Origin of the sequence: Micromonospora sp. NPDC004540 (assembly GCF_040610095.1) — a bacterium.
Classification (GTDB): Bacteria; Actinomycetota; Actinomycetes; order Mycobacteriales; family Micromonosporaceae; genus Micromonospora.
Genome location: NZ_JBEXLR010000143.1, coordinates 1 through 12,220, shown reverse-complemented (window position 1 = coordinate 12,220; position 12,220 = coordinate 1). Strand labels below are relative to the sequence as shown.

The window sequence follows — 12,220 nt, the reverse complement described above, 5'->3', positions numbered from 1 at the left end:
AGCTGGTCGTCGTCGGCGGTGAACTGCGCGAAGACGCTGTCGGACATGGGCGTTTCTCCAGGTGGCAAGGCCGAGAATGGTCAGCCTAGCGGTCGTCCGACCGGTGGAGGCTCCCCAGGCCCGTATGCCGATCTTGGTCGTCGTACCCGTGGTGCAGGATGTGCGCCATGACGACGCACCACCCGAACACTCGGCGCCTGGTCTACGGCCACGCCACCAATCACGACTGCCTGGCCTTCGTCGACGCCGACACCGCCGCAGGCGAGGCCGCGGAGATCAAGGCCCTCGCGGCCGCGCGTACCTGGGGCGAGGCCCGGCAGGTGCAGATGACCCACCTGGAGAACCCCGCCGGCCCCGAATCTTACGAAGAGGACGACTACGCCGACGACAAGCCCTTCGACATCACCGAGCTGGGTGCGATCGTGGACGGGTACTGGCCCAAGATGGTCACGACGCGGGCGCTCGACGTGCTGCCGCAGGACCTGCAGGACCGGTACGGCGAAGTCGTGCTCACGGTTCACAACGGTGAGTACCTGCAGGTTCCGCTCGACGGCGAGGCTGAACTGGTCGCGGAGCTGCGCCAGCGTGGCTACGAGGTGACCCGCGACGACCAACTGATCAACCTGCTCGACGGCGTCGGCATCGGGTGGTGACCGGCGGAGGAACGACGGGAGACGCCGGCATCGCTTCCCGGCCAGCGTCTCCCGTGGCTCACGCTCACCGACGGCGCTTGTTCAGACTGGGAAGGCCGCCGGACACGGTCCGAACGCTGCCGTCCGGGTTGCTCCGGCCCGGCTTCTGCAGAGCCTCGGTGACCCGCCGACCGGCGAGGTCGGAGGCGTCCAGGTTGACCACGACCAGGTCCGACCGGCGCCAGCTCCGCAGGCGAGCCAAAGCCTGCTGGCTGTCGGCGATGCCGGTCAAGGCACGGATCGCCGGCATAGCCCGGGACGGGTCGGCGAGCAGGAGGTGGGCGAGGTCGGCGGGGCTCAGCCTGCGCGGCGAGGTGTTGCCGACCGGGACGAGTGAGGCATGAATCTTGCCGTTCTGGAGCCACAGCCACACCGGCCGTTTGCCGTCGCCGGCCCGCATCGCCGGGACGGTCGACGTGGCACTTCGGCTGACGGAAGCCGGCTTCGGCGGCGGAAGGCGGGCAGGTTGAGCGGCCGGCGGCTGCGTCCGTCGCGGCGATTGCTTCGGGACGTCCGCAGCCGAGCGGGATGAGGCGGCGGCGCCCGACGATGGCACGTCGCCGGGTTGCGGTCGCTCGGTCGGTATCCCATGCGATTCCCGCATGAAGCCGCCGGCGACCTCCCACTGCTCCGGGGTGAACCGGACAGGGATGAGCTCGGTCAGGTGCGGCGCCGACGGGTCGTGAACGGTGAGTTGCGCGCGCCGCTTGACGTGGTCGGCTGCGGTGAGCGAGCCGATGTCGAGGACCGTGGCCAGCGGTATGCGCCGGACGTAGGCCTTGCGCCACGGCAGCAACCGCCTGCGCCGGACGACAAGATGCTCCTCGTCGAACCAGGCGTCCCAACGCCGAGCGGCCAACCCAACCACCTCCCCGTGCTGCGCACCTTAGCGGCGTCATGATCATCGGCGCACTCGGCTCAACGGGCAGTTCAGATGCCAGATCGTCTGGTGGTGTCAGCGACGCAGGGGGCGGGCACCCTCACCGCGATGAGTCCGTCCTTCGGTGTCCACCTGCGATCGACGCTGTCGTGGCGGCCCTGACCGCTCGTGCCGCCGCGATCGGCCAAGCCCCCGTCCCAGCCTCGCCGACATGCCCGCCCCCAGCACCGGAGGCTGAATCGCCCTACCGCCCACCTCGCTGGCCAGCCTCACCACAAACACAAAGGCTGACGGTCGCGAGACCGGCGCAACGCCGCCTGCCTACTCGTCACGCCGGCGGTGGTCAGCCGGCCAGCACGTGGTGACCCGGTCAGCGGCGTAGGCGCCGCGAGTAGGCGCCGTCGTGGTCGGTGCGGAGCAGGCAGCGCCGGCCGCCGGGCATCAGCGCATCGCAGAAGACCCAGTGGCGTACGTTCTGGTCGTCCTCGGCGGAGACGGTGGTCCTGCCCGGTTCGGTCTCCGGCAGGACGAGCAGCCAGCGGCCGACCACCCGGGCCAGGCGCTGCGCGGCGGGCAGGTCGGCGGCGACGACCGGCAGGGTGGATGACGTACCGCTGGGTCACTGCTGGTATCCCCAGACATCGCGGGCGCGGGCCTGGTCGGACTGCCAACGGCGCAGCGCGTCCTTGACGACGGCGGCCTGCCGGCAGCTTGTGGCCAGCGCGACTCGTTCCCACCCCGCCCAAGACCCTGGACGAGATGTGGGGCATGTGTAGCATCGCGTCCAGTCTCAGGGTGTCCACATCTCAGGGGGAAGTCCACTTCGGGGGCCACCCCGTACTCGGGACGCTTTCCGAAGCGGTTCCATTACCTCGTCCTCGCCCATCGCTACTGGTGGCTGCGGGATGATGCTGGTTCGTGCTCCTTCGACGGGCGTACCTCGGTGTCTCAAACGCGCTCGCGCCGCTGCGGCTGCTGCCGGGAAGTGATCGGGACACGGACGCTGAGATCCTCGCGCTGCCCTGGAGCGGGCAGCGCTATGAGCTTGTCCCGTTCGGCCTTGAGATGCGTCTCGGCCCAGGCGATGACTTCGCGCTCCTGCGTGAACATGACGACCTGGTGCTCGACGCTGATCTCGTGCAGGAGTTCCATGATGGCCAGCTTGCGGTCCCGGTCCGACTGCGTCGTGACGTCGTCGAGGATCAGCGGAGCGATCTCCGTGCCGCCGGAGAGCACCTGCGAGAGGGTCACCCGCAGTAGCAGAAACAGCTGCTCGGTCGTGCCCTGCGACAGCAAGGCCGCTTGGCGGATCGCGCCGTTGGCATCCGTAACCTGCATCGTTAGGGTGCTCGGCTCCACGGCTACATCCAGGTAGCGCCCGCTGGTGACGCGGGGCAGCCACGGACGCATCCTCGCCTCCAACGCCGGGGCGATGCTAGCGTGCGCCCGCTCCTTGGCGAGGTTGAGCTGCGCGGTCGCCGCGTCGATGCACGCCGCCAGTGTGGCGACCTGAACGGCGGCGCGCTCGGCGTCCGCCTCATGCTCGATCGCCTCGGCCACGGAACCCAGTACCTGGCTGAGTTGCTGCTGCTGCCCCTCAAGTTGGCCCGCCCGGCCGATCACCACTTCGTACCGGCGGGCGGCCTCCGCCCGGAACTGGTCGAGGTCGGTCGGCCGCGTGTCCGGCTCCGGCCCGGCGCTTTCGACGAGCGAGGCAAGCTCCGCCTGCCACTCGGCGAGATCCCGTCCGGCTAGCACCTGGTCAAGACGGGCGGCGAGCGAGCGTCGCTCAGCCAGCGCCTCCCGCTTGGCTTCCTGGTCGCGTTCCCACAGCCGCAACTGCCCCACCGCCTGTGTGACGGATGACGCGTCAACTCCGAGCGCGTCAGCGAACCCGCACACGGCGACGCCCTGGCGCTTCCGCTCGGCAACGGCCGCCGCGTGGGCAGACTCCACCTGCTGGCGCTGTTCGTGGGCGGCGACCAGGTCCGGCCGCCGAGCGGCGCGTTGTGCGACGGCGACGCGTTCACGACACGCGGCCACGTAGGCCTCGAAGGCCTGCATCACCTCATCCACCACGTCGTCGGTGACCTCGGACGGGATCTCCCGGCCGAGGAATTCCGCGAGCACGCGCAGCGCATCGTCGCGCGTCGCGCGCGAATTCGCCGCCTTCTCGGCGTGCACCCGTGCCCGCTCCCGTGCCGCGTCGGCGTCGTCGATCGCTCGCGCGAGCTGCCGCAGCGTCACCGGATCAGGGTCGAGCTGCTCGGCCATTACCCGCGACCGCGCGTCCGCCACCCGTTCCTGGTGCTGGCGCAACGCGGTCTCCTGCGCCATGAGTTCGGCCTGGACCTCCGTGAGGTGCGGGTCCGGCCTTGGCACCACCGGCGGCTGCACATCCTCGAGCACGGGCGCAGGCGCCAGCGCGGGCGCCTGTTTCTTGAGCAGATCCTGCAGTTCGGCCAATCTTGGGTCCGGTGTGGGAGCCGCCGGCGGCTCGACCTCCTCGAACACGGGCGGCACGGGCGCGACCGGAGCCTGTGCCTTCAACTCGACCTGAAGCTCCGTTAGCCTGGGGTTGACGACCGGTGCCACGGGCGGCTCGACCTCGTCCAGCACCGGCGGTGCCGGAGGCTGCGCCTTCAGCAGGCCTTGCAGCTCCGCCAGGCGCGGATTGGGCACGGGAACCGCAGGCGGCTCAACCTGCTCGACCGTGGGCGGCGCAGGCGCGACCGGAGCCTGGGCCTTCAGCTCGATCTGCAGCTCCACCAGCCGTGGGTCGGCCGTGGGAGCGACGGGCACGGTGATCTCCTCCAGCCTCGGGGGTGCCGGCGGAACTGGTGCGGCCGGCCCGGTATCGGTGTCATCGGCTGGTTGCGCCGCCGCGGCTGACGTACGTCCGGTCAGGAAGCCCGCGACCAGAACGGCACCGCCGACGATCGCCAGGAGACTGCCGGGCAGCACGACGCCGGCAATGGACAGCACGATGCCGACAACGAGGAGGGCCGCTCCCACCGAGAGGAGAATTGTCGACCGTCTCCTGGCCGCCGCGGCGAGTTGTTCGGCCTGCCGCCGCTCGGCCTGGCGTCGGGCCGCACGATCGGCCTGCACACGTTCGAAATTCGCCGCGGCCCGCGTGTGCGCGTCGACCGCAGCCGTGTGCGCCCAGCCCTTCTCCTCGTTGCGCCGGGTCGCGGCCTCGTACGCGGCCTGTGCCTGTGCGTAGGCGGCCGCAGCGTCTTGCGCCTTCCGATCAAGTGACTCGAACTCGGCGGTCCGCTCGTTGCGCGTCCGCTCGAATGCCGCCAGCGCCTGCGCGTGTGCCTGCGCCGCCTCCTGGTGGGCGCGCTGCTTCTCGTCGTTCTGGCGGACCACGGCGTCAAAGGCCGCCTTCGCGCTCGCGTGCGCGACCGCCGCCTCCTCGGCCTCACGCCGCAGGGCCTCATACTCTGCGGTCTGTTCGGCCTTGACGCGCTCGAACTCGGCGAACGCGAGCCGGTGTTCCTCGACAGCCACGGCGTGGGAGCGGCGCCTCTCCTCGTTGCGATGGATCGCGGCGTCGTATGCCCCTTGGGCGCGCACATGGGCGGCAGCGGCATCCGCGGCCTGGGTCTGCAGGACGGCATACTCGGCGGCCCGCTCCGCCTGCACGCGCTCAAAGTCGGCCGAGGTTCGCGCGTGCAGCTCGACTGCTTCGTCGTATGTGCGCTGTTTCTCCTCATTCTGCCGGATTACGGAGTCGTACGCGGCCTTGGCGCTCGCGTACGCGACGGCCGCCTCTTCGGCCGCCTGCCGCAGGGCCTCGAACTCGGCAGTCAGTTCCGCCTTGGCGCGCTCGAACTCCGCGAGCACCCGGTCGTGCTCGTCGACCACCGCCGCATGCGCCCGCAGCGTCTCGTCGTTGCGCGCCGTCGCGGCGTCGTACTCCGCCTGCGCGTTCGCATAGGCGGTCGCCGCATCCTGCGCCTCCTGGCGCAGCGTCGCCAACTGCAGCGGCAGGGCGGGGTCGATCACGGGCAGCGGCGCCTCGAGCGCGTCGGCGAGGGCGCGCAATTCGTCGGGGGACAACTGCGTCGCTACGTTCTTCGGGGTGTCCGCCGGGGCGTTGCGCACGTGAGTGGTCAGGGCTGTCTGCGCCCGGGACAACTCGCGGTGCGCCGCCTGCACCTCGGGGCGCGGCTCCAGGTCGCCCTCCGGGTGATCGGGCAACGCGTCGATCTCGGCCTGCAGGTCCGCTGCCGACAATCCCGGGGGCAGCGGCGCGACGTCGCTGCCGGCCTCGAATGCGCCGAGAACTGCAGCGGCGGACCGTACCTTGTCCTCGTCGACGGTCAGGTCCGCTTCGGCCAATCGAGCGAGCTCGGTCGAGTGATCTACGGCCTGCTCCACCCGTGCCCGCAGCTCATAAACGTCCTGCCATCGCAGTAGACGGTCGGCGAGTTCCAGATCCTCACGCGCCCGGCGGAGTGGGACGTCGATGCGCTGCCGTTCGGCGATCGCCTCGGTCAAGCGGATCAGGTCGTCGCGGCGAGCGGCGGTGACGGCGCGGGCCTTGTCGAGGTCCATTCGCCTCGCTCGCAACGGCCGGTTGCCGACGGACGCGGACCCGACCCAGTCGCTGCGGTGGTTGGCCAGCCACGTGAGGGCACCGTCGGCGGTGGCGTCGACCGCCTCAGTCGTGGCCGCACGCTCGAGCAACTCCTGGAGTTCGCTCGCGTCGTTGGAGACCCTCAGGATGTCCGCCTGACCAGTGAAGATGGTGGCCCGCGCCGAGTCGCGGTTGAGTCCGAGCAGCCGGGTGCCGTCGAGCGTCGCCTCCGTGGTGAGTTCGATGCCGAGGCGCCGCTCCAACTCCGTGAGCGTGACTGGCCGACGGGTGGAGGCATCGACGATGCGAGCCTCGCCCTTCACCAGGTCGTGCTCCAAGGCCAGCGTCAGGCCGCTGTCGAGCGTCACGGTGACGCCGGCGCTCCATCGCGATCCCGCCCACGGCTTGTGGCGTTTGGCGAATTCCGCCTGAGCGGTGGTGCCACGGCCACGCATGCGGCGGCGTCCGGCGAGGCCCGCGTACGTCGCGGCGAACCAGGACGACTTGCCCGCCTCGTTGGGGCCATGGACAACGTTCAGCCCCGGCGCCAAGTCGAGGGTCTCGCTGCGTAGCGGACCGAATGCGCTGGCCCGCACAGAACTGATATACATGCGTCAGGCTCCCTGGGCGTTCGCGTCGAGGGCGGCCAATCCCAGGGCCGTCGTCTGGTGGCGCTCCAACTCGTTCGTGCGAATGTCGACCATCGCCCGCAGGAACTCCGATCGGGCGCTGCGATCGGTGGAATCGGGCGTTGCGCGGCCGTAGGCCAGCGGGTCCAGGTCGACAACGACCCCCGGAGGCAGTTCGGGACCGCCGAAACCGGGCAGGAGCACCGTAGGCGCGAGCGTCCCGGTGAGCCGCACCAGTAGCGGGCCTTCGACTTCCAGCGCACTGTCGATGCTCGCCGCGAGCGCGTCGGTGGTCTGCAGTCGGGCCACGTCGATCTCCACGAGCCGGCCCGGCTGGGCGGGCAGATCGACACGCTCCGCGGGCCGGTTGGGGTCGTCGCCGTCGACGATCAGCGCGTAGCCACCGGCAGCGCGCGGGTCATGAACGAGGTCCGGGACCGTCAGGATCTTTCCCGCCATCGCCGTGCCAGTCGTGATATGCAGATCGTCGTGGCGCATGTTCAGCCGGTCGAGGTCCGCCTCACCCATTCCTGCCCGGACGAGCACGCGCGGGCCAGCCGCATCGGGGACCCGTGGTGAGGAACCGGCCGGGGAGGTCCATGCGCTCGCCCAGACCATCGGAACCGTTGGGCTGGGCTCGTACTCCGCCGCCGACCAGATGTAGGTATTGGTGGGCCAGTCTTGGAAGCCGTACGGTCCGGCACCCCCGATCCAGTCGGAGCGTCCCGGTGTGATCAGGACATTGCCGCGGAACGTGCCGAGCACCTTGGCGGCGTAGTCGGCGGTCGCCGGCACAGCCGTGGCCCGGTCCAGCAGATCCCCGGCGATCACAAGGGCGCCGACGTTTCGTCGGTGGGCCTCATCGACGACACGCGCCAGGACATCGCGCGACCACTGTCGTAGTGCGACGCCGAACGGCCCGCCCAGCTGGCTCCAGGCGCGGTCGAGATGCACTCCCGCGACGATCATGAGATCCACGGAGCGCCTCCTTCACACCGATGGTGTTTGTATGCTCTTGCCGAGGATCATGACAGGGCAATGTGCGGAGGATCATGGCGGGCCTTCGAGTATCTCCCCACACCCGAGTGCACGGGCTCGTGGCGGGCGAATTGGTGGAAATCATCGAATGGACTTCCGCCGGCTCTGGGGTATTCGTACGATTTCGCGACGACCTCGGACTCGAGTCGACGCGCATGCTCTCCGAGGAGGACCTGACCGCCGTCGTGCCGGTCGAGAACACGGGCCCGACCCTGGACGCCGCGCCCGAAGCCTTCTGGCTCGCCGTGGAGGCACTACGACTGCGGCACGCGCACCTGCTCAATCCGCTGCTCTCGGTGTCCTCGTCCCACGTCGAGGCACTGCCTCACCAGGTACAGGCCGTCTATGACCATCTGCTGCGCAACCACCCGCAGCGCTTCCTCCTCGCGGATGACCCAGGGGCCGGCAAAACGATCATGGCTGGGCTGTTCATCAAGGAGGCGCTGGCGCGTGACTGGGTACGCCGCTGTCTGATCGTCGTTCCTGGCAGCCTCGCCGAACAGTGGCAGGAGGAACTGGCCGAGAAGTTCGCGCTCCACTTCGAGATCTTCGAAACGTCCCTCATCGGTGGTCGGCGGCTCGACGACGATCCTTTGCGGGAGCATCCTTTCCTTATCGCCCGTCTGGACCAGTTCTCCCGCAATCCGCGACTTATCGAACTGGTCACCAATCCGAACAAGTCGCACTACGACTTGGCGATCTTTGACGAGGCGCACAAGCTGTCGGCGCGCACGTGGGGCAATAAGGTCATCAAGTCCAAGCGGTTCCAGTTCGCCGAGGCCGTCCGGGAGGCAACTCCGGCCACGCTGCTCATGACGGCCACTCCGCACAACGGCAAGGAGGCCGACTACCAGCAATTCCTGTCCCTGCTGCGGCCCGCGGGCCAGGACCGTTACATCGCCGACGCGGCGAGGGACGGACTCATGCGCCGCTTGGTCAAGGAGCGGCTGGTCCACCTGGACGGGTCGCGTCTGTTTCCGGAGCGCCGGGCCAGCACCGTGGCGTACCGGCTCACGCCGCTGGAGCGCGACCTCTACGAGGACGTCAGCGAGTACGTCCGCGAGGAGATGAACAAAGTCTCGGGCGACGATACGAAGCGCAGCGTCGGCTTCGCGTTGCTGATCCTTCAGCGCCGGCTCGCCTCCTCGCCCGAGGCCATCCTTCGGTCGCTCGCGCGGCGTCACGCCCGGCTGCAGAGCGAGGCCGCCCGCGTGCAGGCCGCCGACCGCCGACTCGCCGAGGCTCTCGCCGCGAGCTTAGGCCTGCAGCCGGAGGACCCGGACGAGCTGAGCGCCGCGGATGCCGAGAAGTACGAGGACGACGTCGCCTCGGTGGCCACCGCCGCGCGCACGCTCGAGGAGCTCGAGACCGAGATCCTGATCCTCGAACGCCTCGTCCAGAAGGCGGAGGCCGTGCGCGAGGCGGGCGTCGACGCCAAGTGGGAGGCGCTGGCCGACCTGCTCAAAAGCGACGAGATGTACGACGCGGCTGGCCAGCGCCGCAAGATCGTCATCTTCACCGAACATCGCGACACCCTGGAGTACCTCGAGCAGCGCCTGTTCGAGCTCCTCCCTGCGTACACCGAGATCCAGGTCATCCACGGCACCATCTCGCGGCCCGACCGGCGCCTGGCCCAGATCCGCTTCACCCAGGAGCCCAACAGCTCAATCCTGATCGCGACCGATGCCGCAGGCGAAGGCGTCAACCTCCAGGTCGCGCACCTGATGATCAACTACGACATTCCCTGGAACCCCAACCGACTCGAGCAGCGGTTCGGCCGGATCCACCGCATCGGCCAGCGTCACACCTGCCACCTCTGGAATCTGGTCGCGGTGGACACCCGCGAGGGTGACGTGTTCGAGACCCTGCTCGCCAAGCTGGAAGTCCAACGCGAGGCCCTGGGCGACCAGGTCTTCGATGTGCTCGGCCAAGTCCTCACCGACGCCAGCCTCGGCCAACTGCTCTCTGGGGCGCTGAGGGGGGCAGCCCCTGGCGAGATCGAGTCAGCCCTCGACCGGGTGTCCAGCGACCTGGAATCGGCCGTGCGGCAGCGCGCCGCCGCGTCGAGCAGCCTCACGCCAACGGAACTCACTGCACTACGCAAGGCCATGGAGCAGGCCAGGGCATCCAGCTTTCAGCCCGATGTCGTGCGTGACTTCACGCTCCGCTCTTTTGCCACCTTCCACGGCGACATCACTCCACTTGGCTCGGTGTGGCGGGTCGTCCACGTACCCGAACGGCTGCGCGCCCGGTTCGGCTCTTCGCTCATGACTCGCTACAACGCGGTCACGTTCGAGCGCTCAGAGGGCCCCATCACGAGCGTCGAGCCTCCGGAGCTCATCTCGCCAGGGCATCCCCTGCTGGGTGCGCTGATCCAGGCCGTCGACCGGGAGCATGGGGACGCCCTGACGCAGGGGATCGTTCTCGAGGACGACCGCGAGAACGACGACTACACGGTGGTGACCCTCGTGGCGCCTGACTCCGTTTCCACATACAAGATCTACACTAGTGGCGCCGAGCACGCCGTGAACCTCGCGCTCTACACCGACCTTCAGGTGGGCCGACCCGGCGCGCCAGACGAGGTCGCCGCGGCGAACGAGGCCATCGCTGCTCTAGGCTCACATCACACCGACGCGCGTATCGCCGCAGTCGCCTACGTGCGCGGCACAGCAGATCCGCGGACAGGTGAAGCCTGGCGCACGGCACGCCAACGACTGCGCGATGAGTTGACCGCAGCCGGCGAGACACCGGTCAATGCCCTGCCCGGCCAGGGCTGGGACTTCATGACTGGCGACGACGAGATCACCTTCTGGTCGGCGGTCCCCGCCTTGAGCCACGCTCAACGCCGACGCTCAGAGCAGCACACAGCAGCGAACGTCGGCGCAGCCCACTACATACTGCGCGGCATCCACATGTAGCGCTCGCGCTGCTAGACCAGATTGGGGCTCCATCCGAGACGCGCGTTTACGCGCTGAGCCTCTTCCAAGCTGTTCTTGCAGCTCAGGGCGGGTGCGGCAAGCCCGGAGATCGATGAGGGCGAGGCTCCAGGTAAGACAGCGGTCGACCAAGATCCGATGCCCCGACCGGTGCCGCACCGCGAGCCGCTCGGCCTGTTTCCAGTCTTTCGCCGCAGGGCCGAATGTCAATCCCCTGAAATCGTGGAGGTTCCGTTATGCGGCCTGGGCCTCCGAGGGCACGGGTATCTGGTCGTTCGTAGTCGATGGGTGAGCGCCAGTCGCAGACGGGGTGCTGGCGGCGCCCGTTGTAGAAGTCGGTGATCCAGGTCGCGATCTTCAGTCGCGCCTCGCTGCGGGAGCGGAACTGGCGGCGATGCACGTACTCGACCTTGATGGTGGAGAAGGTGGCCTCGGCGACGGCGTCGAGGCACGACCCGGCGCGGCCCATCGACTGGCGTACCTTCCATCGGGCGCAGGCGCGGGCGAATTCGGCCGAGGTGTACACCTCCCGGGCCTTCGCCGCCGAATGCCAGACCGCCGAAGTCCGGCGGTCGATGAGGGCGGTCGGTAGCTCCGCCGACAACGCCGCCGCGGAATCGTTCAACGCCACCTTCAAACGCGAGACCCTGCAAGGCCGCCCCGCCTTCACCGACGAACGCGAAGCCCAACTCGCCGCGTTCCGCTGGATGCACTGCTACAACGGCGCTGCAAGGGCTCGTCCTTGCACTGTCGGCGAGCGCGTGGTGTGACCCTGCGGCCGGACAGGCACGCTTGCCACCTAAAGCGGTCCGGATGATTCTCGTTTGGCCCCAATGGACCATTCTGTGTTCGCGTTACGACCGCAAGAATCGCCACCATGGCGCTTTCCACCCCCGAGGCTTCCGCAGCCTCCGGCCAGTCTCAGGTCGAGGGGCCGAACTGGTGCGAGCCAGGTCTGCTGGCGCGCGCAGGCCGCTACCCGCTGGCCGTGGAGGCGCCAGTGATGTCGGCTGTCGACATGCTGGTCCCCGGCGTCTCGACGGTAACCCGATACGCCCGCTACTACACCCTCTACTGGGCCATTGCTGCCCACGCGGAGCGCGTCGGGCTGGACCGGGAAGGTTGCCGCCGGCTCCTCCGTCGTGCCGAGGTGGGCCTGGCCCGCATTTCCCTCGCCAACGACAGCGCGGATGAACCGCCGGGACTGGCTCACGGCGTGGATGCGTACCTGCGGCTCACGCCCGAGCCTGGGTCGGAGTTCGCGCTCGCGGACGTCTCCGGGAAAGGCTCGTACTCGCCGCGCAATTGGGGTTTCTGGTCGCAGTACAACGGCCCGAGCGTGGCCCTCGGCACGGTATCGCTTGACGGAGGCGCGTTGCGGGCCGGCCGACACTCCTGTCCGCCCGCGGTCAGCGAGTTTTTCGCTCCGCTGATCACGGCCACCGAACGGAGCGGTG

General features: G+C 69.1%; 7 protein-coding genes and 2 pseudogenes. 4 read left to right on the top strand and 5 right to left on the bottom strand.

Features of this window, described 5'->3' with window-relative positions; all coding sequences use genetic code 11:
• Positions 1-167: 167 nt before the first annotated feature.
• Positions 168-653 carry a hypothetical protein gene (locus ABZV78_RS29720; protein ID WP_355643893.1) on the top strand — a complete coding sequence of 162 codons (486 nt, stop codon included), beginning with the start codon at positions 168-170 and terminating at the stop codon, positions 651-653.
• 64 nt (positions 654-717) lie between these two features.
• Here the strand turns inward: ABZV78_RS29720 and ABZV78_RS29715 are convergent, their stop codons facing one another.
• The 4 genes and pseudogenes from ABZV78_RS29715 to ABZV78_RS29700 form a co-directional block, all read right to left on the bottom strand.
• A complete protein-coding gene (locus ABZV78_RS29715; RefSeq protein ID WP_355643891.1) occupies positions 718-1,551 on the bottom strand; it encodes a hypothetical protein in 834 nt (277 codons plus the stop codon).
• 391 nt (positions 1,552-1,942) lie between these two features.
• Positions 1,943-2,195 (bottom strand): annotated as a pseudogene (locus tag ABZV78_RS29710) (hypothetical protein).
• 325 nt (positions 2,196-2,520) lie between these two features.
• The gene (locus tag ABZV78_RS29705; protein WP_355643890.1) at positions 2,521-6,771 is read right to left on the bottom strand and encodes an AAA family ATPase; all 4,251 of its coding nucleotides are present in this window, start codon (positions 6,769-6,771) and stop codon (positions 2,521-2,523) included.
• A 3-nt stretch (positions 6,772-6,774) separates the two neighbouring features.
• On the bottom strand, positions 6,775-7,767 hold the full coding sequence (locus ABZV78_RS29700; RefSeq protein WP_355643888.1) for a hypothetical protein: 993 nt from the start codon (positions 7,765-7,767) through the stop codon (positions 6,775-6,777).
• Between the two features lie 107 nt (positions 7,768-7,874).
• Here ABZV78_RS29700 and ABZV78_RS29695 point away from each other — a divergent pair, with 107 nt between their 5' ends.
• On the top strand, positions 7,875-10,745 hold the full coding sequence (locus ABZV78_RS29695) for a helicase-related protein (protein ID WP_355643886.1): 2,871 nt from the start codon (positions 7,875-7,877) through the stop codon (positions 10,743-10,745).
• An 82-nt stretch (positions 10,746-10,827) separates the two neighbouring features.
• Here ABZV78_RS29695 and ABZV78_RS29690 read toward each other — a convergent pair whose 3' ends face one another.
• Complete coding sequence (locus ABZV78_RS29690; protein WP_355643895.1) at positions 10,828-11,232, bottom strand: IS3 family transposase; 405 nt, start codon at positions 11,230-11,232, stop codon at positions 10,828-10,830.
• A 49-nt stretch (positions 11,233-11,281) separates the two neighbouring features.
• Here ABZV78_RS29690 and ABZV78_RS29685 point away from each other — a divergent pair.
• Both ABZV78_RS29685 and ABZV78_RS29680 read left to right on the top strand, forming a co-directional pair.
• A pseudogene (locus tag ABZV78_RS29685) lies at positions 11,282-11,533 on the top strand (integrase core domain-containing protein); the annotation flags it as partial.
• 107 nt (positions 11,534-11,640) lie between these two features.
• Positions 11,641-12,220: hypothetical protein (locus tag ABZV78_RS29680; RefSeq protein ID WP_355643884.1), on the top strand; the 580-nt coding region annotated here is incomplete at its 3' end.

Excerpts from the sequence above, each read along its gene's own strand:
- ABZV78_RS29720 (WP_355643893.1), top strand. The coding sequence starts at position 168 with ATGACGACGCACCACCCGAACACTCGGCGCCTGGTCTACGGCCACGCC.
- ABZV78_RS29705 (WP_355643890.1), bottom strand. The coding sequence starts at position 6,771 with ATGTATATCAGTTCTGTGCGGGCCAGCGCATTCGGTCCGCTACGCAGC.
- ABZV78_RS29690 (WP_355643895.1), bottom strand. The coding sequence starts at position 11,232 with ATGGGCCGCGCCGGGTCGTGCCTCGACGCCGTCGCCGAGGCCACCTTC.